Origin of the sequence: Bradyrhizobium sp. CCGB12 (assembly GCF_024199845.1) — a bacterium.
Classification (GTDB): domain Bacteria; phylum Pseudomonadota; class Alphaproteobacteria; order Rhizobiales; family Xanthobacteraceae; genus Bradyrhizobium.
In genome coordinates this window covers 3,967,673-3,993,029 of sequence record NZ_JANADO010000001.1, presented here as the reverse complement: position 1 = coordinate 3,993,029, position 25,357 = coordinate 3,967,673, and the positions used below count along the sequence as shown (strand labels likewise).

The 25,357-nt window shown below is 65.6% G+C and carries 9 protein-coding genes and 1 riboswitch; of the genes, 4 read left to right on the top strand and 5 right to left on the bottom strand.

Translation table 11 applies throughout. From position 1 onward, the window contains the following. Window positions 1–25 precede the first annotated feature (25 nt). Window positions 26–16,939 carry a leukotoxin LktA family filamentous adhesin gene (locus tag NLM27_RS18830; protein ID WP_254144731.1) on the top strand — a complete coding sequence of 5,638 codons (16,914 nt, stop codon included), beginning with the start codon at window positions 26–28 and terminating at the stop codon, window positions 16,937–16,939. A gap of 11 nt (window positions 16,940–16,950) precedes the next feature. After that, window positions 16,951–18,645 carry a ShlB/FhaC/HecB family hemolysin secretion/activation protein gene (locus NLM27_RS18825; protein ID WP_254144730.1) on the top strand — a complete coding sequence of 565 codons (1,695 nt, stop codon included), beginning with the start codon at window positions 16,951–16,953 and terminating at the stop codon, window positions 18,643–18,645. 164 nt (window positions 18,646–18,809) lie between these two features. On the opposite strand, the gene bluB is transcribed toward NLM27_RS18825, so the two are convergent. Genes bluB through cobU form a run of 3 tightly spaced genes read right to left on the bottom strand, consistent with a single transcriptional unit; the run spans window position 18,810 to window position 20,728 of the window. Continuing rightward, window positions 18,810–19,442, bottom strand: coding sequence for a 5,6-dimethylbenzimidazole synthase (gene bluB / locus NLM27_RS18820; protein WP_254144729.1), 633 nt, complete (start codon window positions 19,440–19,442; stop codon window positions 18,810–18,812). A 3-nt stretch (window positions 19,443–19,445) separates the two neighbouring features. After that, the gene (gene cobS, locus NLM27_RS18815) at window positions 19,446–20,228 is read right to left on the bottom strand and encodes an adenosylcobinamide-GDP ribazoletransferase (protein WP_254144728.1); all 783 of its coding nucleotides are present in this window, start codon (window positions 20,226–20,228) and stop codon (window positions 19,446–19,448) included. Further along, on the bottom strand, window positions 20,225–20,728 hold the full coding sequence (gene cobU / locus NLM27_RS18810) for a bifunctional adenosylcobinamide kinase/adenosylcobinamide-phosphate guanylyltransferase (protein ID WP_254144727.1): 504 nt from the start codon (window positions 20,726–20,728) through the stop codon (window positions 20,225–20,227). Before cobU ends, cobS begins: the two co-directional genes overlap by 4 nt. A 122-nt stretch (window positions 20,729–20,850) precedes the next feature. Here cobU and cbiB point away from each other — a divergent pair, with 122 nt between their 5' ends. Beyond that, window positions 20,851–21,792, top strand: a complete 942-nt coding sequence (gene cbiB / locus NLM27_RS18805; RefSeq protein WP_254144726.1) for an adenosylcobinamide-phosphate synthase CbiB — start codon at window positions 20,851–20,853, stop codon at window positions 21,790–21,792. A gap of 11 nt (window positions 21,793–21,803) precedes the next feature. Then, the gene (gene cobD, locus NLM27_RS18800) at window positions 21,804–22,769 is read left to right on the top strand and encodes a threonine-phosphate decarboxylase CobD (protein ID WP_254144725.1); all 966 of its coding nucleotides are present in this window, start codon (window positions 21,804–21,806) and stop codon (window positions 22,767–22,769) included. Here cobD and NLM27_RS18795 read toward each other — a convergent pair. Next, entirely contained in the window at window positions 22,758–24,206 is a 1,449-nt protein-coding gene (locus tag NLM27_RS18795) for a cobyric acid synthase (protein ID WP_254144724.1), read from the bottom strand. The genes cobD and NLM27_RS18795 overlap by 12 nt on opposite strands. A gap of 222 nt (window positions 24,207–24,428) precedes the next feature. Continuing rightward, a complete protein-coding gene (cobO, locus tag NLM27_RS18790) occupies window positions 24,429–25,064 on the bottom strand; it encodes a cob(I)yrinic acid a,c-diamide adenosyltransferase (RefSeq protein WP_254144723.1) in 636 nt (211 codons plus the stop codon). A gap of 40 nt (window positions 25,065–25,104) precedes the next feature. Continuing rightward, window positions 25,105–25,327: riboswitch (cobalamin riboswitch) on the top strand. Window positions 25,328–25,357: the final 30 nt, after the last annotated feature.

Below are 25,357 nucleotides of genomic sequence, written 5' to 3'. Positions count from 1 at the left end.
CCAATGCCGATGACGGGGATCTGAAATGCGCGGACCATCTGCGAGGCGAGACAATGACGAACGGGGTTTGCGCGGACTTGCGCATTTCCGTTCGATGTCGCTGCTCTGCGCGATGCAGATGGTCTTCCTGCCGGTGTACAGCGTCCGCGTCCAGGCGCAGACGGCGAACGTCATCGTCCCGGATGGGCGCACCGGGACCAGCCTTCAGACCTCCGGCAGCGTCACCAATGTCACGACCTCGACGGTCTCGGGCAACAACGCCTTCAACTCGTTCTCGCAGTTCAGCGTCGGGCAGGGCAATACCGTCAATCTGCAACTGCCGACCGGCACGCAGAACCTCGTCAACATCGTTCGTGACGCCCCGGTCTACGTCAACGGCACGCTGAACTCCTACATGAACGGCGCGATCGGCGGTAACGTCTATTTCGCCGATCCCAAGGGGTTCGTGGTCGGCCGCAGCGGCGTGGTCAATGTCGGCAGCCTCAACGTCTCGACGCCGACGCGCGAGTTCACCGACAGCCTGATCGGCGCGCAGGGGCAGATCAACGGCACGGCCGTCGGCAACCTCATGGCGGGCTCGTTCCCGGTCTCGCCCGACGGCAACATCCGCATCTACGGCCGGGTCAATGCTCAGGACGGCGTGCGCCTGACCGGCCAGAACGTCTATGTCGGTGGCGCGAGCCAGCGCGACATCGCCAATCTCGATCACGCCGCGAAATTCGCCGCTTCCGTCAACTCCAAGGGCCTGCGCAGCGCCAGCTCAATCACCGTGAGCAACGGCTCGATCCATATCGGCGCCGTCAACAACGCCAGGGTCAACGGACGGCTGACCGCGCGCAGCAAGACCTCGACGCCGAGCAACATCACCGTTCAGGCGGGCAACAACATCGACATCGGCAAGAACGCCAGGCTCAGCGCGGCCAGCAAGATCGGCGACGCGGGCGACGTCCGCCTGAAGGCGGCCCAGAACCTGAGCGTGGCGGGCGGGGCCAAATTCGACGCCAGCTCCAAGACCGGCAATGCCGGCCTGGTCGAGTTCAGCGCGAACGGCGTCATCGACGTCGGCCAAGGCATCAAGGTCAATCTCGGCGCGGAAAACGGCAAAGCCGGCACGCTGCTGATCGATCCGACCGATGTGGTCGTCGGCGATGCGAGCCAGGGCGACACCGGTGTGACGCTGTCGAATACCGCGATCGCGAACACCATCGCCGGGATAACCGGCGGCGCCAGCGCCAGCTACCTGATCCAGGCGGACAATTCGGTCACGCTGGCGGCACATGCGGTGATCGATACCCGCCACCTCGACGCCAATGGCCATTCGACGGGCGATGCCAACAACGTCCTGATCCACGCGCAGACGATCAATATCCAGAACGGTGCGCAGATCCTCACGCAGGCGGTCAACTCCGGCACGAACTACAGCGACGGCAACGTCACCATCAACAACGACGTCGTCAACGGCGCCGCCGCCCCGGCCGTGGACGTCACCATCGACGGCAAGATCCTGGCCGGCAACGTCACCATTCAGGCCAGCAATTCCGTGACGCTGTCCTCGCACGCCCAGATCGATACGCGCGCGCTCGACAGCGCCAACCATTCCTATCGCAACGCCCATAACGTCACGATCACGGCGCCGACGATCAGCGTGAACAATGGTGCGAAAATCCTGGCGCAGGCCGCCAATTTCGGCGGAACGACCTATACCAGCGGCAGCGTCTCGCTGACGGCAACGGCGACCGACACCAAGCTGTCGGGTCAGGCCACCGCGACCACCGGGATCACGATCGACGGTCAGATCACCGGCGGTGACATCACGATCGGCGCGACCTCGACGGCGACGTCGAGCTTCACGAGCTCGGTCCCCGGTCTCATGGCGCTGGTCGGCACCACCCTTGCGGCATCGCTGCTCGGCATCAACGGCGGCTACGTGGCCGCGAGCGCCACGGCGACGGTCAACATCAACGGCACCGCCAACATCAGCGGCACCGGCAACGTCAGCATCACCTCCCACGGTTCGGAGACGGCACAGGATCCGGCGATTGCCAGCACCTTGCTCGGCGGCTCGCCGATCGGCGCCTCCGCGGTCGTCGGTAAGATCGACGGCAACGTCACCACCAATGTCGCTTCCGGCGCCACCATCAGCGCGGGCGGCAACCTCGCAATCCACGCCACCAACGATGCCACGTTGGCCGTCTCCGCGGTCGCGGCGACCTCCAGCGCGCAGTTCGTCGAGACGGTGGCCTATTCCACCGGCTCGGTCTCGACCACGGCCAATGTTGCGACCGGCGCGAACCTTTCTGTCGGCACCGTGAATGCATCCGGCAACTCACTGACGCTGCGTGCGATCAACAACAACTCGTTCTCGACCGGGGCCACGTCGGTTGCGCTGAGCACGCCGGCCGCGAGCGGCGGCACCGGCGGAGCGCTCGCCATCAGCGACGTGACAACGTCGGCAACCGCGAAGCTGGGCGCGTCGCTTGGCACCAGCGCGTCGTCCAGGATGAACGGCTCGGTCATGGTCGAGGCAACGTCGAACACGACGAGCAACTCGACCATGGCATCGACCATTGTCGGTACGCCGGCCTTGATCGGTGCGATCCAGGATTTCATGGTCTCCACCGCCAGCCCGGGTTCGCTGATCGCTCAGCATATGGTCCCGCTGATGCCGGTGAACTTCAATTTCAAGGCCGCCGGCGCGCTGTCGCTGGCCAACAGCACCGAAAACGCGACGGCTTCGATCGATCAGAATCCAAACGGCGGCGCGCCCAGCCTTTATGTGAGCGGCAACGTCGCCGTCGTCAGCACCGTCATCGACCGGGGCGTGCGCAGCAATGCGACGGCCGCCGCAATCACCAAGGACGCCACGACTGGTGAGGGCGTCGCGATCAGTGCGGCGGTCGCCTGGGGCAATTTCAACCACAATTCGAACGCCTATATCGGCGGCGGCACCACCGTCAACGCGGCCAACATCGCGGTCGACGCCAACACCTGGATGCCGATCACCAACACCTGGTTGAAGTGGGACGGACTGACCGAGGTCCTGAGCCACCTCAACGGCAATCTCGGCGTCGGCGGCAATATCCTGACGAGCTATGCCAACGCCACGGCCGACGCGGGCGATGTGATCGGTCTCGCCGGCTCGATGAACCATTTCGTCGTGAACAACAACACGACGGCATGGGTGGCCGGCGGCGCCAGCCTGACCGCGACCTGCACCACCGCGGCCTGCGGCAGCAGCTGGTCCGCGACGGTGAACAATGGTGACGTCCGCACCTACGACGCCAGCATCCAGGTCGCGGCGACGACGACGACGGCGTCGATCGATGCCGCCGGCAACGTCGGCACGCTCGGCTTCCTGCCCGGCAATACGTCCGGCGGTTCCTCGATCGGCGGTTCGCTCAATTTCGTCCAGTTTAACACCAGCACCATCGCCGGCATTTCGGACCGCGCAACGGTGCGGGCGGCGGACGACATCGCCGTCAACGCGATCACCTCGGACCAGTTCGTCGCGGTAGCGCCGTCGTCCGGAAAGGCCGCCGGTACGCTGGCGTTGAACGGCATCACCTCGCTCGGCTTCCTCAACAACACGACCCACGCGTCGATCTCGAGCCAGGCCAGCGTCTTTTCTCCGACCGTCGGCATCCTGGCGCAGCAGGATCTGTCGGTCGTGACGATTGCCGGCGCGGTCAATGTCGGCGGCGGTTCGGCCGTCGGCTTGTCCGTGGCCTATATGGGCGCGAATGTCGATACGTCCGCCTATATCGGCGACAATCATTCCGACATCCGGCCCGGTCCGTTCAGCACCAACGATCCGTTTGCCGGCAACAGCGGCGGAAGCGGCTCGGTCAACGCCGACAACCTTGCGGTCAGCGCCACCACTTCGGGCCGGATCACGGCGGCCGCAGTCGCGGCGTCGATTACCGAGCCGTCATTGTCCAACTTCGCCGACAAGGCGAACGCTGCCGGTGCCGCTGCGACCGGCGGGCCGGCCGGGATTGCGTTGGCTGCGAACAAGATTAGCTCGACCTCGGGATCGAGCACGAGCGGCTTCAGTCTGGATCTGGCGGGCAGCTCGTCGGTGACCGACGTTTCGTTCGGGACCAGCGCCTATATCAAGAACGCGTCGGTCAACAAGTTCACTACGGCCACTGCGGTGAATACGAACACCGTCGTGCAGGCCCTCAACGATACGATCCTCAGCAACGGCTCCGGCTCTGCCGCGGCCAACATGTCGGGGGCGTCGGCGCAGGGGGCCGCGATCGGCGGCGCCATCGCGGCGGCGATGTCCAACAATGCCACGCTCGCCTATATCTACGGCACCACGATGCAGAACCAGAGTTCGCTGACGGTGCAGGCGCTCAATGGCGGCTCGGAGACCGTGGTCGCCCTCGGCGTCGCGGGTGGAACATCGGCCAATGCGGCCGCTCTGTCGGCGTCCGTCGGCATCATGACGGACAGCGCTAATGCCTACATCCAGAGCTCGACCATCACGGGCCAGGCGACGGGGGTCAACCGCGCGCTCGAGGTCGATGCCTACCAGACCACCAACATCGCGATCGGTGGCGGCTCGCTCTACATGTCCGGCGGCAAGGTCGGCATCGGCATCGCGCTGACCTATGCCTCGATCGGCGATCCCGTGGACGGCAAGGCCACGGACGCGCATATCCTCAGCTCGTCGATCTCGAATTACGACAGCCTGCTGGTGCTGGCCGACAGCGCATCCGTGATCGCGTCCGGTGCGGCCTCGGGCGGGGCAGGGGCCAACGGACTTGCCGGCGCGATCGTCGTCGGTGAGATCACGCCGACCACGACGGCCTATATCAACAGCAACTCCACGGTGAACATCAATGTCGGGCGCGTGACGGTGCTGGCGGACAGCGGCGCGGTGGCGTCGCTGGATACGGCGCTCGGCAACCTCGTCAAGAAGTCGAACAACAACCATCTCGCCTCGGACACCTGCACGGCGGCCGGCGGAACGGGCGGGCAGAACTGCGTCGATTTCAGCGCAGCGGCACTCAACGACGGCGTGGCCAACGGGCCGGGGGCCAGCATCGTCTCCGTTGCAGGTACCATCCAGGCCGGCAAGAACAACGTCGGCGCCTCGCTGATCTACAACACTATCGCGACGACGCATTCGGCCTATATCGCCAACGTGCTGATGGCGGCCGCAACGTCCAACGGCAATGTCAGCGTCAGCGCGCAGGACACCACGAAGATCCAGGCGGTCACGATCGGCTTTGGCCTGGCGACCGGACAGTTTGCGGGCGTCGGCGGCACCACGATCAGCTCGATCGCCAATACGGTGTCGGCGTCCATCGGCAACGGCCAGTCCAGCGCGTCGCAATCATCCGTCTCGGGCCACAATATTTCCGTCACCGCGACCGATAATTCCAGCATTACCGGAACCGCCGCCGTTGCCGGGGCCTCGACGCAGGGAAGCGCCGCGGGTCTGGCGCTCGTCTACAGCAGCATCGCCAACAATGTCAGCGCCGGCGTCACCGGCTCCAAGCTGGTCGCCTCGGGCAATGTCGGGGTCGGCGCGAACTCGAACGCTGGCATCTCGACCGTCGCCGTCGGTGTCGCGATGTCCTCGCAGGTCGGCCTGGCCGGCTCGGTCGCCACCAATCTGATGGGAACCAACGTCACCGCCAGCATCACGGCGGCCGGTGCCAACGGCGTCAATGGCGCCGACGTCACCGCGACCAACAACGTTGCCGTGATCGCCGGCAACAACGACAAGGCGGCCGTGTTCGCCGGGGCGGTGTCGATCAGCAAGGGTGCGGCCGGCGGTGCGGGTTCGCTGGTGACCAACCAGATCACCGGGACCACGGCCGCTTATATCAGCGGGGCGAACACCAAGGTCGATGCACTCGGCACCAGCTCGACCGATACGCTGTCGGTCAACAACGGCACGCTCGTGCATGCCTTCGATCTCGGCACCGCCCACGCGCCGAGCGACGCTACGCCCGATCTGTCCGAGAATCAGGATACCGTGCGCGGCCTTGCCGTGGTCGCGAGCTCGCATCAGGCGGTCGTGACCAACGTTGCCTCGCTCGCCGCGAGCAGCGGCATCGCCATCATGATCAACCCGATCACCAATGTGATGAGCGGGACGACCCAGGCCTATATCGACAGCGCGGCCATTGACACCCGCCTGACCTCGTCGACGCTGGCGCCGCAGATCGAGGTCGCCGCGTCGAGCTTCTCCTATTCTGGCGCGTTCGGCGCCGGCATCGTCCCGCCCACCGGCAATGGCGGCGGCGGCGCCACCATCATCAGCACCACGATGCGGCGCGGTACGTTCGCCTACATTACCAATGCGACGGTCGGTGGCGTGCAGTCGTCGAGCCCGACGGTCGGCGCCGTCACCGTGAAGGCCAATGCCGAACAGGATGCGTCCTCGATCGCTGTTGGCTTCAACACCGGCTCGGTCGGGCTGAACGTGTTCCAGGCGACGACGGAAGCCTATGTCGACGGTGGCGCGCTGACGGCGGCGTCACTGATGGTGAACGCCACCAACAACACGGGCATCTTCTCCGCGAATGGGTCGGGCGCCTATGGCAGCCAGGCCGCGATCGGCGCGGCGTTCCTGGTCCAGGTCTCCTCGAACCGGACCGAGGCCTATGTCGGCGACGAGTTCCACTATCAGGGTAATGGCGCGGCGCACACGACCGCGCTCAATTTGAGCGGTGCGCTCGACGTCGAGGCCAACACCAAGAACCGCTTCGAGGCCTATGCGATTGGCGGGGCGCTCTCGACCGGGACGGCCGCGATCGCCGGCATGGCCAACATCGAGATTGCCAACAACACCACCATCGCCGGCGTTTACGACACCACGCTGCAATCGGTGACGGGCGGTGCGGCCGGTGCGGTCACCATCAACGCCAACGAGGACGTGGCGATCAAGGAGATCGCCGGCGCGCTTGCGGTCGGCGCCAGCGGCGCAGGGGTTGGCGTCGGCGCGGCCGCCAACATCATCGTCTTCAAGAGCCAGACCATTGCGGAAAGCCGCAACAGCAACCTGAATTCATCAGGCGCGATCAACGTCAATGCGCTCAGCACCAAGGAAGTGCTGTCCTACGCGGTGACGGCCGGCATCGGCGGCAGCGTCGGCATCGGTGCGACCGTCGGTGTCATCATCATCGGCACCAACACTGCCGATCCAGATACGCAGGGGCAGCAGACCGGCCAGCTCAACCAGGGTGGCAACGGTACGATCGCGTCCGTGAACAACGGCACCAATAACACGCATGGCAGCAACGCGGTCGCGAGCGGCACCGCCGGCAATCCGAACAACGCCAACGTGACCTCGACCTACGACGTCAGCACCGTCCTGACCGGCGGCAACGACGGCGTCACCGCGCAAATCGCAGGCGGCAACGTCACCGGCTCCGAGGTCCATGTCGCCGCCACCAGCGCCAACGCGGCCAAGATGTATCTGCTCGGTGCGGGCTTCGCGAAGAACGTCGGTATCGGGGCTGGCATCGGCTACACCAGCGTCGACAGCAGCGTGCTGGCCAATCTGAGCGCGATCGTGTCCGCGCCGTCCGTGACCGTTGCGGCGGTCGTCAAGGACGCCAGCACCGGACCTTATGGCGGCAAGACCATCGACACCGAGGCGATCGCGGGCGGCGCGGCGCTTTACTTCGGCGCGCAGGCGGCCGTGGCGGTCGGCAATGTCGCCAATACCGTGACGGCCCAGCTCGGCGGCCAAGTCACCGGCACGGGCGGCACCGGCGTCGCGGTCATGGCGCAGGACTCCTCGACCCAGGTCGTCTTCACGGGCGGCGTTACCGCCGGCGCCGCAGCGGTCGGCGCTTCGGTCGCAACGGCCGGACGGTCGAGCTCCGTCGCGGCGAAGGTTCTGGACGACGCCACGGTCAATGTTTCGACGCTGGCGGTTGGGGCAGGTGGCGCCGGCACATTGTCAACGACGGCAACGGCGCTCGGCGGCGGTATCCTCGCCGGCGTCGGCGCGGATGCGGAGGCGACCGAGAGCTCGACCGTGCTGGCGGAGATCGGCTCCGGCGCCTCGATCACCACATCCGCAACCGGCGTCGGCACGCTGGTGTCGGCATCGATCACGCCGAATCTTTCGAGCAGCGCGATCGGTGTCTCGGTTGGCGGCGGCGCTGTCGGCGTTGCCATCGCCCAGTCGACGGTCGGAGCCACGGTTACGGCCGATGTCGGCAACGACGTCACCTTCTCGGGCGGTGCGCTGGCCGTGACCGCCATGGCGTTGGTACCGGCTGGCGGCACGACGACCTACGCTTGGGCACTCGCAGGCGGCGGCGGCTCGCTGATCGGCGCGCAGGGTAGCTACGCCAAGGCATCCGAGAACGCGACGGTCAGCGCGTACGGCGGAACGGGGATCGAGCTTCCCAACGCCGATATCGTCATTGCAGCTCAAAACGACAGTGCTCAATACGCCGAGGCGACCGGCCTCTCGACCGGGTTCCTGGCACTGGGCGCGACCGTCGCCCAGACGTCGTCAAGCGCGCACACCTACGCCTATCTGGGTGCGCCCGCGGACATGGATAACCTCAATCATACCAACTACACCGGCATCCTCCAGATCACGGCGACCGGCACGGATACCAATGTCTCCAACGCGACGGTCGGCGCGGGCGGCACCTATGCCGGTGCGGCTGCGGTAGCCACGACCAGCTCGACCGCCGTGACCGACGCGCGGTTCGATGGCGGCACGACGGATGACACGCTCTATTTCGGCGGCCTCAAGATAGCGGCGGAGCACACCACCAACTATGCTGCGAGCGGCGACGCCTTCCAGGCGTCCACGGCCGGCGTCTCCGCCGGCAAGGCGCAGAACGACGTCAACTCGACCACCACTGCCGAGATCGGAACCCATCTGATCATCAACTCGGATGGCGGCGACATGATCGTCACCTCCAAAGATAACGTGAACCAGGCCGGTGGCGGCGCGCGTTCGGGCTCCGGCGGTTCGTTCTCGGGTGCGGCTGCGCTGAGTGATTCCACGGTCACCCAGACCGTCACCACCAATATCGGCGCCGGGACGATCCTGAGCCTCAACGGTGACCCGCGCACGTCGATCGGCGTGATCGACATCGAGGCCTACAACACGCTGAACACACGGGACACAGCGAGCCTCGCCACGGCCAGTTTCTTCGCCGGCGGCGGCGCCGAATCCAACATGACGGCGAACGCCACGCTCGCGGTCAACATCCATGCCCGGGAGCTGTTCAGCGTCGGCAAGATATTCATCGGCACGGCTGCGACGATGGCCGCGTCCAACAATGCCAATGCCAGCCTCTACGGCGCGATCGCGGGCGTTGGCGCCAGCACCAACAGCTGGGTCCACGCCAACCAGGACGTCACCGTCGACAGCGGCACGACGATCGAGGCCTGGCGCGACATCAACATCTTTGCTGGCATGTCCGGCGATACCATCACCTTCAGCAGCATACAGGCGACGGCAACGACGGTCGTCTACAACAATACCGCCATTCCGATCTCGACCCTCTACCGCGGCACGGCCAATGCCGGCGGCGACAGCACCCTGACGCTCTCCGACGGCTCGCGTGTGCTCGGTGTCCGCGACATCTACCTGGGCGCAACGCAGGGGCAGGTGACCGCGTCCGGTAACGGCAGCAACTACAATCCGTATCTGGACATCTTCAGCGCCAAGAACAGCGACAACCACAGCCACACCAGCGGAACCGGCGACGTCGCGCTCAACGGCCTGGTGGTGGCGGGCATCAACAACGACGTGACCATCACGATCGATCTCGGTGCAAGCGCGCCGACCCTGAGTACGACGAGCCCTTACTCTTCGCTGTCACCCAACCTGGAATACGTCTCCGACGTCGATCATTTCAGCCCGGTGAAGAGCTGGAACCACCAGACGGTGCAGTACACCACCGTCGGCAGCTTCAATCCCTACGATAACATCGTCAACCAGCTCGTCACCCTGACCGGCCTGACCGATACGCAGATCCGGACCCAGCTCGCGACATCGACGACCGCAAATCCCACCACGATGGCGCCGTCCGGCGCCGACCCGACCGGCGACGTCCAGCGTCAGATCAACGCGTTGATCCAGCAGGTGCCGTATACCTCCAACGCCCCCGGCGCCGCCTTCGCGTTCGGCGACATGCTGGTGTCCGCTGGCAACGTCTCGATCCTGGCGCAGAAGTTGACCGGAAACAGCCTCGCCGGTCACTCGGCGCCAGCGGTCATCGCGCGCGGCTCGCCGCTGATCAAGGTCGAGAACCGCGGCCTCGACTTCATGGACTTCGCGAACCTCACGGTCACCAACGTGACCGGCGGTAACATCACCTATCGCCAGATCGACCATGTCGATCCGGATTCGCATTCCAACGTGACCTTCACCGCCACGCCGAGCGCGACGCCGATCATCGACATTTCGGCGACCTACAACCGCGTCGATCCCGACAGCGGGCTCGGCGTCGACGGCAACGGTAACCAGCTGACCCGCAAGCCCGACATCTACTTCGACGGCATCGTCACCAACGAGGGTGGTCTGCTCAAGATCACCAACAATCTCGGCAGCATCGTCGCCTCGCAGTCGCTCAACGCCGCGACCATCCAGATGGTGGCGCCCAACGGCTCGTTCGTCTTCCTCGGCGGTCTCGGCAGCTTCTACAACTCCAACCACGATGTCACCGCGCAATGGGCCGGTGTTCAGTACAAGCCAGCCGACAACGACACGCTGACGGCGGTGATGGCGGCGGCGACCTATCTCGGCGCCTATGGCGACTACGCGACCAGCCCGCATATCGGCGCGGGCGGCAACCACCCGTATTTCTATTACTGCTGCGTCGACGGCAATACGGGCGTTCAGCAAACGGCGGCCAACAGCACGATCTTCACCGCGCGCATGCTGATGACGTATTACGACGGCCTGTCGCTCTATTCGGCGATCTTCCTGCCGATGGGATCTGGCGCGCCCGGTGGCGGCAATCCCAATGCCGGCAGCGTGGGCAGCACCGCCACCCTCGCGGCGATGGAAGGACCGACGGTTCAGACCATCTCAACGGCGCCGTGGGAGCGGAATACCTATACGGGCCAAGGCGTCTACAGCAACACGACCTATGACTACACCACGACGTCCACGGATGCCCAGGGCAACACTGTCACCACGAATCACACGGCCACATATTATTCTCCGTTCAATTGCTCGGGATGCTCGGCCTATTTCCAGGTCGTCAACATCCAGAACGACGTGATCACGCCGAGGACTGCGAACACCAACGCCAGCACGAACTGGTCCTCGACCACGCCTTCGGGGTACCAAAACCCCGCGAACGCGCCCTTCATTCTCGGCCAGGCGATCATCATCTCGGCGGGTGTCATCAACGTCAACGGCCTCATTCAGAGCGGCACGAGCAGCAATTACTCGGTCGACATCGGCGGCGGTGCGTTGTCCGCCATCAACAGCCTCAAGAGCGACAGCGCGGCCTTTGCCCAGGCCCAGGCCAATGCGCGCAACGGCAGCTACTACGACATCACCGCCGCTGCGGCGCCGCTGGTCGCCAGCGATATCAAGATCGGCGTGAGGTACAACGCGCTCACCGACCAGATCCTCGTCAACGGCGTGGTGCAGGGCTCGGGCGGCTACGTCTATCTGAACGGCAAGATCATCTCGACCTCGACCGACGGTACTGCCCAGGGCACGATTGCGGTCAAGGGTGGTGCCGGCTCGATCACGGTCAACAACTCAACCGGGCTCCAGCTCGTCACCAATACCATCAACACCGGCGTCAGCGCGCCCAGCGTGATCCAGATCGTCGATCAGCTCCAGCAGCAGACAACCTGGTACGTCTACAATCCCTCCGCTGCGGGCGCCCAGCAGGTGTCGACGTATAGGACGAGCGGCGTCAACGCGAGCGCGTACACCGCCTCGATGCTGGCCGGCCTCAGCGGCACGGCGAACATCCAGTACGCGGTGAAGCCCAACATGTACTACCAGTGGGTCGACACGGCGACGCTCGATCGTCCGGCGACCAGCACGCAGTTCGACTATGGCTGGCATTACACGCCGAGCGCGCAAGGAGAGAACTGGACCCGCACCATCAGCCTGGTCGAGAACGTGATGCAGGCCACGGGCGGCGGCGGCAATACCGGGCAATTGCAGACCGCGAACTTCCAGGAAGTCATCACCGCGACCGGCGGCTATCACAATGCCGGCGGCAACACTCATCCCGAGAAGTGCTGCGGCGCGGACGCCCAATATAACTGGTATCAGCAGATCTACGATCACCTGACCCTGACGCTGACCAATACGGTCAAGGCGTCGAACCCGATCAACATCCAGTTCAGCGGCGGTGGCGCCAGCACGGTGAGCGTGAGCTCGAACTCCGGCATCGTCATCAACGGGCCGATCAACAACCTCTCGGGGTCGACGACGGTCACCGCCACCGGTGCCAATTCGGCCATCACGTCCGCCCCGAACGCGAACAACCCGATGATCTCGGGCAAGAGCGTGACGCTGTCGGCGGATGGCGGCATCGGCTCGCTCGGCGCAAACGGCGTTCCCGTCCAGGTGCAGGTCTACGGTGGCAATCTCACCGCCAGCTCGATCGATCATGACATTGCGATCGCGGCCGTTGGGGCGCTGTCGATCAACCAGGTGAAGGTGAATTCGGCAGGCGCCACGCCGCAGGGCAGCGTCTTCCTCTCGGCGACCGGCGACATCAACTCGGCGGCCCCCTATAACGCCGCGAACCCCGTCGTGATCGGCAAGAACATCGAGATCAATTCCACCGGCGGCGCGATCGGCGCGACGAGCAGCGTCGTCAACGGTGCGACCACCCTGACCAACATCAATCCACTGGTGATCCAGGCGACGGGCACGACGCAGGCCGACGGCACTGTCGACGGCGGTGTTCTCGACAGCACTTCGGCCACCGGCACCTACATCGTCCAGTCCAAGGGTGATTTGCGCCTTGGCACGATCCAGTCGACCGGCGGCCCGGTCTTCCTGGAGGCGGCCGGGTCCGACGGCAACCAAGCCAGCATCCTGAACGGACGGGCAGTGGTTGGTCTCACCCAGGCGCAGAGCCAGCATCTTCAGGACGTCTGGACCAGTCTCGACCTGCTCAGCGGCAACGCCGCCACCAATGCCGTCAACAGCTACCAGTCGATGGTGACGTCGGCCTACAACGACTACTTCCAGCTCAAGAACATCGCATTCCCGAACGGCAGCACCTACAACCCGACCTCGGTGGGGCTGACGGTGCTGCGGGCGCAGGTGGCTGCCAAGCTGGGCATCGATCCCGCCGACGTCACGACGACGCAGATGAAGAACGAGGCCACGACGCGGTTCCTGAGGGATCAATTCCTGCTTGGCCAGATCACCACCGACGAGCTCAAGAGCTCGCTGACGACCTTGCTCGGCACCGCGCCCGCGGACCCGCTCGGGACGCTGTTCGGCAGCTCGTTGTCGACAACCCTGTTCACCAAGCTGTTCGACGGCGTTTCGACAGCCAATCAGCGCATGCCGAGCAACACGGCGCTGCAAACGGCGCTCAACGCCTACAATGCGAGCTACACCTACACGCTGGCGTCGACCGAGCGGGTCTACGGCATCATCACCGCGGGCTCGCAGTGGACGCAGAGCCAGCTCGCCTACACCGTCTCCTCGTCGGCCGTCGGCGCGGCGCCGCCGCCGATCGACGAGAACGTCGTGGCCAATGTCAGCGCCAACCAGATCATGCTCTACGCGCCGCGCGGCTCGGTCGGCAATTCGGCCGCGCCCCAGACCTTCACCTTCACCAGCGTCGATTCCTCGTCGCTGACGCCGGAGCAGAGGGGCTTGCTCGCCACAGCCGGTCCCGGCCAGCTCACCGTCGGTGCGGTCACGGACCCGACGACCCATGTCACGACCTATACGGTCAGCCTGTCGCAGCAGAACCTCGTCGTCGTCGACAACCCGATCGCGATCTCGGCCAAGGCGCTGACCAATATCTATCTCGGCAGCAAGAACAGCCTCGCGCTCGGCGGCATCACCGCCAACTACGGCCCGATCACCGCGGCACAGGCCAACGGCATCGAGGTGACCGGTCGCGGCGACGTCAAGCTCGACGCCGTCACCAGCGTCTCCGCCAATGCAAGCGGGCCGGTGATATCAGGTGACATCAGCAACCTGACCCTGATTGCCGAGCATGGCAATGTCGGTACCAGCGCGAACGCGCTCCAGATCGCGTTCGCCGACCCCGGCAACGACCAGCTCGACCGGGTCTCGTCGGCGCAGGGCATCTATGTGAAGCAGACCACCGGCGATCTCATCCTCGGCAACATCTCCGCCGGCAATGCGATCCAGCTCGCCGCGACCGGCAGCATCTACGCCGAAGCCGGCTTCACCGACCGCACCGCGATCCACATCCTCGGCACCGACCTCGATTTGCGGGCCGGCGGCAATATCGGCTTCAACGGCTCGGCCTTCCAGCCGCTCCAGGTGAACATCTCCGGCGCGCTGACCGGCTCGGCCATCGGCGACCTCAGCATCCTCGCGGTCACCGGCGACCTCGTGGTCGGCAGTACCTCCGGGACGCTGACGGCCGGCGGTGCTCTGACGCTGAACGTTTCGCGCGGCGCGCTCACCGTCAATGCCGACATCACCAGCGGTGGCCTGATGCAGCTGCTCGCCAACCGCGGCATGACCTTTGCCGCCGGCACCAGCGCGGCGCCGGTGGTTGCGACCAGCAGCGCCAATGGTGTCACGCTGGTCGCAGCGACGCTGTCGATGGGCGCCTATTCGGCCATCAATGCGGCCGGACTGATCTCGGTGACCACCACCGGCGATGCGACGATCGGCCAGCTGAACTCGTCGCTGTCCTATGCAGCGGCCTCGAACGCGCCGTCGATCATCGTCACCGCCGGCGGCGTCGCCTCGCTCGGAGCGATCATCGACAATGGCGACGGACAGACCAAGTTCGTCGCCTCCGGCGCGGGCGCCGAAGTTTCGCTGAGTGCATCGAACGGCATCGGCAACGCGGCCAGCCGGTTCGTTCTCAGCGCCGCACGGCTGTCGGCCAGCGCGAGCGCCGGTGACATCTACGTCAAGGTTCTCACCGACACCGAGGCGAGCCTGTTGTCGGCAGCGAGGGGCAGCGTGGACATCATCGGCACGGGCGGCCTGACGCTCGATCAGGTGCTGGCAGGCACGGCGGCCGGCGCGAGCGGCAGCTTCAGTGCGGTCGCGAACAACGGCAGCATCGTCATCGGCACCGCCGACAGCAGCGGCTCGCAGACGGTTCATGCCACCCAGAACGTGACGTTCAACTCGCTGGTCGCCACCGGCAATGCCGGCGACGCCGGCAATATCAACGTCACCGCCGACAACGGCTTCATCCTGGCGCAGACGGTGATCTCGGGTGGCGCGACCACGCTGGGCTCAGTGTCGGCCCATGGCTCGGCGACGCTGCTGGCCGCCACGACCATCACCGGCAACACGCTCGCGGCGACGACCGGCTCGGGCTTGCTCACCGCGGGCGGCCCGATCAACTGGAATACGCTCAATGTCGGAACGACGCTGGGGGCGACCGCGAGCCAGGGCAGCATCACGTTCCAGACCGCGCAGAGTGGGGGCACGCAGACCATCCACGCCCACGACAACGTCATCTTCAACGCACTGACGGCGACGGGCATCAACGGCGATGTCGGCAATATCAACGTCGCCGCCGACAACGGCTTCATCCTGGCGCAGACGGTGACCTCGGGCGGCACGACCACGCTGGGCTCGGTCACGGCCAACGGCTCGGCGAGGCTGATTGCGGCGGGGACCAATACCGGTCACAACCTCACGACTTCGACCGGCAACGCCGTGCTGCAAGGCACCGTCGTCCATTGGGACAATCTCAATGTCGGCGGCACGCTCGGCATCACCGCGACGACGGGTGCGATCACGCTTGGCACCGCCGTGAGCGGTGGCTCGCAGACCCTGCATGCCGTGAACGACATCGTCTTCAGTCAGCTCACCACGACGGGCATCCCGGGGGATGCCGGCGACATTGACCTGCGCTCCGACGCTGGTTCGATCCGCGGCGGATCGATCTCCGCCAACGGCGATACGCACTTCGTTTCGGCTGGTCCGGTCTCGCTCGACCGCATTAGGGGCAACGTCATCAAGCTGACCTCGCCGGGTGACCTCTCGATCGGCTGGGTCAGCGTCGTGAAAGAGCTCGACCTCGCGGCTGATACGATCAACGTAAGGGGCGAGCAGATCCGCTCGACGCCACAGGTCCCGCTGATCATGAACGTCACCGGCCATAACGGCGGCGTCGCGAAGTCCGCCAACATCTCGATCGACCCCGATCACATCATCATCAACCAGTTCAGGGTGGTGGACGCGACGTTCTGGACCGATGCGCCAGCCGTCTCGATCGTCAACGGCTATGTTCCGGGACAGCTGATGCTCACCACCGCGAACGCGCAGGTGCTGCTCAACAACCGTACGCCAGCGCCGTCCAATTGGCCCGCGCTCCAGCTCTACCAGCCGGGCGGCGTGTTCACGATGAGCCAGATCGGCAACGCCAATGTCAGCAACGCCTATGTGGTGTTCTACACCGGCGACATCTCGGCGACCGTGACCAATTACGGGCCGACCCACACCTGCTGCAACGACTTCACCGGCGCCAGCATGATCCGCAACATCTCGGTCGACGGCGAGGGCAATGAGAGCATCGAGACTTGGCTCGCGAAGAAGGACGGCGGGACGTTCTACCTGCTGGGCCTCTCCGGCCAGGCGCGGCTCGACGCGCTGCTGACGCCGCGTCCGGTCGAGACCATCGGCGCCGGCCCCGCGGTCAACATCGAGGGGCTCAGCGACATGCGCAAGCTGCGCCAGAAGGGGCAGCGTGCGGGGCGTCCGGGTTGGAAGGATGCGGCGATCGAGACGGCGAAGCCGGCGATTGGCCGTCTCGCAGAGGCATGGTAGCTGGATTCGGGATGCGGATTCGGGGCGCAGTATTGGGGATTGGGCTGGCAGCGTCCTGCATCGCCTCCGCGCGCGCCCAGGTGCCCTCGATCAATCCTGGCGTGATCCAGAACGACGTCGACCGTCAGCGGCGGCAGCTCGAGCAGCAGAGTGCTCCGCCCAAGCTCACCGGGCCGGCGGTGATCGGCGGCGAGCGGGAAAAGTCCCAGCTCTTGAAGCCGGGCGGGCCGAAGTTTCGCCTGCGCAAGGTCACGTTCGGCGAGTCCAAGTTCATCACGCCGGCCGAGCTGGACGAGATCGCGAAGAAGTATATCGGCAAGGACGTCGACATCGCCGCGCTGCTGCAGCTCGTTGCCGACATCAACGCCGTCTACGCCGCGCGCGGGATCGTCACGGGCATCGCGACGTTGCCGGAGCAGGACGCCAAGGGCGGCATCGTCCGCGTCAAGCTCACCGAAGGCCGACTCCAGAAGACGACCGTCGAAGGCAACAAGCAGACCCGCACCGACTACATCCTCGATCGCGTGAAGGAGCCCGAGGGCGAGGTCCTGGACGTTCCCAAGCTCAATCGCGACGTGATCTGGTTCAACCGCACCAACGACGTGCAGATCAAGGCACTGCTTCAGCCCGGCGCGAGCTTCGGCCTGACCGACCTCCAGTTCGCGGTGATCGAGCCCCCGGTCGACACCTGGCAGCTGTTCGTGGACAACCAGGGCGTGGAGAACACCGGCCGCTGGGAAGGCGGCACCTTCTATAAGCGCCACGGCCTGTTCGGCGTCGACGACCGCCTGACCTTCTACGGGGTGCGCTCCGACGGCAATCTCAACGGCAACGCCGCGTACAGCATTCCGGTCAATCCCTGGGGTGGCCGTATCGGCGTCAGCTACACCGAAGGCAAGATCAAGATCATCCAGGGGCCGTTCGTCGCGCTCGACGTCACGGGACGCTCGAGCCAGGCCGCCGTCAATTTCAGCCAACCGGTCTGGGTGACGCAGGACTGGCTGGTGCTGCTCAACGGCGCCGTGACCGAGGGCAAGACGGTCAGCCGCTTCGCGACGGTCGCCGTCACCGACGATCACTACGACAAGGCCACCGCCGGCGTCTCGGTGACCAATTCCGGCAACACATATTCGATCACGGTTTCGCCCGCCGTCAACTACATCGAATGGCAGGATCACGTGCTGGGCAACAACCGCACGTTCAACACCTATACCGGCTCGCTGATCGCAACCAGCGCTGCGGGATTGCCGAACTTGAGCGCCAATGTGCTGGCGAGCTGGCAGTACACCCAGGAAAAGCTGCTGCCCGGCGACCAGATCTTCTCGATCGGCGGCCCCACCACCGTGCGCGGCTATCCCTCCAACTCGGCGGCCGGCGACAGCGGCTATTATTTCAACGCCGAGCTGCACTACAACTGGTCGCAATGGCTGAGGGGTTTCGACACCTATATCTTCACTGACTGGGGTGCGGTGTATTCGACATTCCCTGGAGTGACCGAGCTGAGCTCGGTCGGCGTCGGCTTCTCCTGGACTTACGCGCCGTTCATGACGTTCGAGGCAAATTACGCGACGCCGCTGAAGATGGCGGTCTCGACCCAGAACCACTACGAGGCCTATGGCCGCGTCATCTTCCGGCCGTTGTTGATGTTCCAGAAGCCGGAAAGCCCCGCGCCTGTGGCGGCGGTGGCCGGCAGAAGCAAGTCGTAGCCGCGGGCTGCGCCCCTCTCTCCGTCGTCATTGCGAGGAGCTCGTGCGACGAAGCAATCCAGACTGGCGTCGCGGCGGGATTCTGGATTGCTTCGCTATGCTCGCAATGACGGAGGATGGATCAACTGCCGGCGTCTGACTGGCGAGATCGGGGCGAGTTCTAATCAACGCCGCAGCGTAAACTCGTCGGCGCCGCGCCGATGCTCCCATTTTGCCTGCTCCAACTCGGGCCGATCGCATTCGGTCTCGGGATGGCCGATGCAGAGATAGGCGATGAATTTCCAGGATTGCGGCACGTCGAGGATGGCGTGAATGCGATCCGGATTGAGGATCGACACCCAGCCGAGACCAACTCCTTCCGCGCGCGCCGCGAGCCACATCGCGGTGATCGCGGCGACGACGGAATATTCCGTCGTCTCGGGCATCGTCGCGCGGCCGAGGCCGTGACCGATGTCGCTGGCCTTGTCCGCGAATACGGCGAGATGGCCGGGCGCCTGTTCGAGACCCGACAGTTTCAGCGTGGCATAGCGCGCCGCGCGCTCGCCGACATAGGCGTTCAGCGCATCGGCGTTGCACGACTTGAAGTCCTCGATTATGGCGCGGCGGCGTGCGGCATCATCGACGATGACGAAGCGCCAGGGCTGGCTGAGGCCGACCGACGGCGAGAGGCAGGCGGTCTCGATCAGGCGGTCGATGGCGCCGGCCGGCAGCGGGTCAGTTCGAAAGCGGCGCACGTCGCGGCGCCACACGAACAGCTCGCGCAAATGTTGGCGGAAGGTGTCGTCGAACTCGACCATGAGTCATCGCCCGATCTGGAAAGCGGCGGCCACCAGCAGGATCAGGATCTCGCCGGTCTGCTCGAACGCACCGAGGATGTCTCCGGTCTGCCCGCCGATCTGGCGGATGGCAAGCCGCGCCAGCATCAGGCCGGCGAGCGACAGCAGGACGAGGCCGACCAGCGCCTTGCCCGGTCCGAGGGTGAGGGCGAGAACGAGCGTTCCGAGGGCGAACGCGACGGCCACGCTGCGGCCCGGCGGCGATCCGGCGCTTGCCGATAGACCGTCAGGCCGCGCCGGCGGAACCAGCGACATGAAGGCCGGCACGCCGGCACGGGCCGCGGCATGCGCCGCGCACAGTGCAAGCATCACTGACCAAGGATTGGCGATCGTCGCGAGCGCGCTCCAGCGCAGGCCGAACGACAGGATCAGAGCACAGACGCCGTAAGTGCCGATCCGGCTGTCGCGCATGATCTCGAGCTTGCGCTCGCGCGTGCGTCCGCCGCCGAGCCCATCGGCGGTATCAGCCAGCCCGTCTTCGTGCAGCGCGCCGGTGATGAGCGCGGTCGTGCCTAGCGCGAGCAGGGCGGCAAGGTCTGGCGGCAGTCCAAGCCGGCTGGCGATCTTGTAGACCAGCGCGCCAGCAAGGCCGACCAGCAGTCCCGCGACGGGCAGAGCCCAGGTCGCGCGCGCGATCGCGCCGTCGCCTGCGGGCTTCGACGATGCCACGGGAAGAATCGTGACGAAGGATGCCGCCATCCTGAGATCGGCGATGACATCTTTCAAAAGCTCAGCGCGCGGCATCATTTCAATTTCATCGGCAAGCCGGCGACGACGAACTCGACTTCGTCGGCAGCGGTCGCAATCGTCTGGTTCATGATGCCGGCGGCGTCGCGAAAGCTGCGTGCCAGTGCGTTGTCGGGTACGATACCGAGACCGACCTCGTTGGTGACGAGAACAATCGGGCTTTTCAGCCGGGGCAGGGCACCGGCAAGGGCCTTGACCTCACTCTCCCAATCGCGCTCGGCCTGCATCAGGTTGGAGAGCCACAGCGTCAGGCAATCGACGAGCCTTGCGCCGCCGCCATCGCTTGCGACCAGTGCGGGCACGAGATCAAGCGGCACCTCGCGTTCGATCCAGTCGGTTCCGCGGCGCGCGCGATGCTCCGCGATGCGCCCCTCCATTTCCGCATCGAGCGCCTCGGCCGTCGCGACATAGACGGGCCGGCCGGAAAAGGCCTTCGCGCGCGCTTCCGCACGCCTGCTTTTGCCCGATCGCGCTCCGCCGGTGATCAAGATGACGGCCATGAAAGTCTCCTGTCGGCAGCACTAATCATCAAACGCGGCCAAAGACAAAGGCGAAATCAGGCGAGCAGGGGCTTGCGCTCACCCCTCGCTTTGCCGCAACAGGGGCGGGACAGGAGGCGTGTGTGGGCTTTGCGGGGGCGATGGTGGTGGCGATGGCGATGGATGCCCTCCTGGGCTGGCCGGCCCCGCTGTTCGCGCGGATCGGCCATCCCGTGACCTGGCTCGGCCGACTGATTGCGGCGATCGACGCCGCCTGGAATCGAGCGTCCGATCCGCCCTCGTTTCGCCGCGCCGCGGGCGTTGCCGGAGCGTTCTTGGTGATCGCGGTTTCCGTGGCGCTTGGCTGGATGCTTCAATCCATGGTTTCTCTCGGCTGGATCCAGATGGTCTTGGTCGGCGTGCTCGCCTGGCCGCTGGTCGCACTGCGTTCGCTGCATGATCATGTGGCCGCCGTCGCGAAGCCGTTGAAAGCCGGCGACATCGCCGCTGCCCGCGAGGCGGTCTCGCGTATCGTCGGCCGCGATCCTGCGACGCTCGATGAAGCAGGCATCGCGCGCGCGGCGATCGAGAGCCTCGCCGAGAACGCCTCCGACGGCATCGTCGCACCGGTGTTCTGGGGCGCACTGTTCGGCCTACCCGGAATCTTCGGCTACAAGGCGATCAACACGCTGGACTCCATGATCGGCCATCGCAGCGAGCGGCACGAGACGTTCGGCTGGGCTGCGGCGCGGATCGACGATGTCGCCAACTTCATTCCGGCGCGCCTGACCGGGTTTCTGTTCGTGCTGCTGGCAACACGGCGATCCGAGGCGCTGTCGTGCATGACGCGGGATGCGCGCCGTCATCGCTCTCCTAATGCCGGCTGGCCGGAAGCGGCCATGGCGGGCGCGCTCGGCGTCCGGCTCAGCGGTCCCCGCATCTATCACGGCAGCATCACAGACGAGCCCTGGCTCAACGAGGGCGCCCGCGATCCGCTCGCCGCTGATATCAGCGAGGGACTAACGGTGTACCGCCGTGCGATGCTGCTGCTCGCCGGCGTGCTTGCGATCCTGGCCTTCGCGTGAAAGAACAGGACATGCGCGAGCACGGTGGAAATCTCGATCTGGCACAGCAGCGCTTTGGCGGACGCGCTGAGGATTGGATCGATCTGTCGACCGGCATCAACCGGTTGCCTTATCCGGTAGGCGAGGTGAGCGCCCGCGCATGGAGCGCGTTGCCCTCGCGCGCGGAGATTGACGCCCTGCATCAGGCCGCGCGGGGCGCCTACCGCACGAGCGCACCGGTTGTTGCCATGGGTGGCGCGCAGGCCGCTATTCAGTTGCTGCCGCAACTCGCTGCGCCCGGCCGTGCGCGCATCCTCGCGCCGACATACAATGAATACGCCGGGGTCCTGTCGGCCGCGGGCTGGGATGTCGAGGAAGTCGGGGAGCTCGATGCGCTTGCGGGCGCGGACCTCGCCGTCGTCATCAATCCCAACAATCCCGATGGCCGGTGTCATATGCCGAAGGGCTTGCTGGCATTGCTGCCGCGCGTGCGCCGTCTCGTCGTCGACGAGAGCTTTGCCGATGCCGCTCCGCAACTGTCGCTTGCGTCCGAAGCGGATCGGCCGGGAGTGTTGGTGCTACGCTCGTTCGGAAAGTTTTATGGCCTTGCCGGCCTGCGGCTTGGCTTCGCGATCGGCAATGCGGCCGACGTTGCGAAGCTCGCGGCGATGTCGGGACCATGGCCGATCTCCGGTGCAGCCATTGCGATTGGCTGCCGCGCCTTGCGCGATGACGCGTGGGCCGAGACCACGACGGCGCGACTCGCGCGCGACTGTGTTCGTCTCGACGCCATGACGCAGTCGCAGGGCTGGCGGCTTGTCGGCGGCACGCCGCTGTTTCGTCTCTACCAGACGCCAGATGCACTGGGGGCGCAGGAGAAGCTCGCCCGCTGGCAGATCTGGTCGCGCGTGTTCGCGCGGGAGCCGTCATGGCTACGTCTTGGGCTTCCCGGCAGCGAATCCGAATGGACGCGCCTTGCCGAAGCCCTAGCGGGCTAGCGCGAGCAGTCCTTCGACGTCGAGATGCTTTTCGATGTGATCGGCGAGGGCATCGAGCGCGCTCTCGACCCTGCCGCGATAGGGCTCGTCCCCTGCGGTAATGTCGAGCTTGGCCAAAAATGCCCTGCGGAAATCATCCGACGTGAACAGGCCGTGCAAATAGCTGCCCTCAACGCGCCCGTCGCCCGAGATCGCGCCTTCCGGCTCGCCATTCAGTCTCGCAAATGGTTGCGCGCGATCCGGCCCATCAGTGCGGCCAATGTGGATTTCGTAGGCCTCGATCGGCTGCTGCGTGGCGGCGTGCACGGCGGCAACGCGCGTCAGCGTTTTCTGCGGGCTCATCACGGTTGTCACATCCAGCAGCCCGAGGCCTGGCGTGTCCCCGGCAGGGCCTTCGATGCCATCGGGATCAGCGACGCTGCGCCCGAGCATCTGATAGCCGCCGCAGAGGCCGAGCACGTGGCCACCCCTGCGGTGATGCGCGAGGAGATCGATGTCCCAGCCCTGCGCGCGCAGGAAGGCGAGGTCGCCGCGGGTGGATTTGGAGCCGGGAATGATGACCAGCCTCACATCGCCGGGAATGGCATCGCCCGGACGCACCATCATGAGATCGACACCAGGCTCGAGCTTGAGCGGATCGAGATCGTCGAAATTGGCGATCCGCGACAACGCAAGGCAGGCGATCTTGCACTGGCCCGGCTTGCGCGCGTCGCTCAGGCCAAGCGCATCCTCGGCCGGCAGCTCGCCGGCGCGTGCGAACCAGGGCAGCACCCCGAAACCAAGCCAGCCGGTCTTTGTTTCGATCAGCCTGTAGCCGTCGTCGAACAGCGTGGGATCGCCGCGAAACTTGTTGATGACAAAGCCCTGGATCATCGCGGCATCGTCAGGATCGATCACCGTCTTGATGCCGACGAGCTGGGCAATGACGCCGCCGCGGTCGATGTCGCCGACCAGCACGACCGGCACGTCCGCCTTGCGCGCAAAGCCCATATTGGCAATGTCGGCCTTGCGCAGGTTCACCTCGGCCGGGCTGCCGGCGCCTTCCACCAGCACCAGATCGGCCCGTGCTTTCAGCCGCTCGAAACTCTCCAGCACGGCGCCCATCAGTGACGGCTTCATCGCCGCATAGTCGCGCGCCCGGGCGGTTGCGATGCGCTTGCCGTGGACGATAACTTGTGCGCCGACGTCGGTCTCCGGCTTGAGCAACACCGGGTTCATGTCGGTGTGCGGCTCGACACCGGCGGCGAGCGCCTGAAGCGCCTGGGCGCGGCCGATCTCACCCCCATCAACGGTGACGGCCGCGTTGTTTGACATATTCTGCGGCTTGAAGGGAAATACGCGCAGGCCGCGCCGCGTGAAAGCGCGCGCGAGGCCGGCGACGATGAGCGACTTGCCCACGTCCGAGCCGGCCCCCTGGATCATCAATGCGCGCGCCATCGGTGTCTTCTAAAGCGCACTGGGATTGAGTTGAATCAGGCGGCCGCAGGCTCGATGCACCTCTCCCGCTTGCGGGAGAGGTCGGCGCAACGCGCCGGGTGAGGGCTCTCTCCTCTTGGGGGTTCTCGATTGCGGAGAAACCCTCTCCCCAGCCCTCCCCCGCAGGCGGGGGAGGGAGCGCACCTCCTTCGTTGCAGCATTTGAACCTAATCTCATCATGCTTCAGAACTCGACGCCGGCCTGCGCCTTGATGCCGGAGCGGAAGGGATGCTTGACCAGCGTCATCTCGGTGACGAGATCGGCGATCTCGATCAGCTCATCCTTTGCATTGCGCCCGGTGAGGACGACATGTGACGTCGGCGGCTTGTGCGTCGTCAGGAAATCGACGACTTCCGCAATGTCGAGATAGTCGTAACGCAGCGCGATGTTGATCTCATCGAGCACGACCATGCGCAAATTGGGATCCGATATCAGCTCCTTGGCCTTCTCCCAGCCGGCGCGCGCGGCCGCGACGTCGCGGGCACGGTCCTGTGTCTCCCAGGTAAAACCTTCGCCCATGGCGTGGAACTGACAGAGCTCGCCGAAATGGCCGGTGAGCAGGCGCCGTTCGCCGGTATCCCAGGCGCCCTTGATGAACTGCACGACCGCGCAGGGAAAGCCATGGGCGACACAGCGGACGATCATGCCGAAGGCGGATGACGATTTGCCCTTGCCGGCGCCGGTGTGGACGATGATGAGGCCTTTGTCGCCGCTCTTGGTCGCCATGATCTTGTCGCGGGCGGCCTTCTTCTTCGCCATTTTTTGGGCGTGGCGGGCGTCGGTTTCCTCGCCCGTTTGGGCATCCGGTTCAGGCGTCATCGGTCCCGGTCCTTCGGCTTGACAAGTGGCGGCCGGCGGCAAATGGTGGGCCGGCGTTGGTTCCTGTCCTATGACAGGCGAAGAGGGAATGCGATAGGGTCCGAATCGGCAAGATTTGGGTCCAAAATGCAGCCGCCCCCGCGACCGTGACCGGAGAGATGCCCGAAGCCACTGACTCCCGAAAGGGAATCGGGAAGGCGGGGATCGAAGGGCAAAACCCTGCTCCGCAAGCCGGGAGACCTGCCAGCGCGGACGATTTTGGACCGGCGGACGGGGTGTTCCGCGACGGGGAA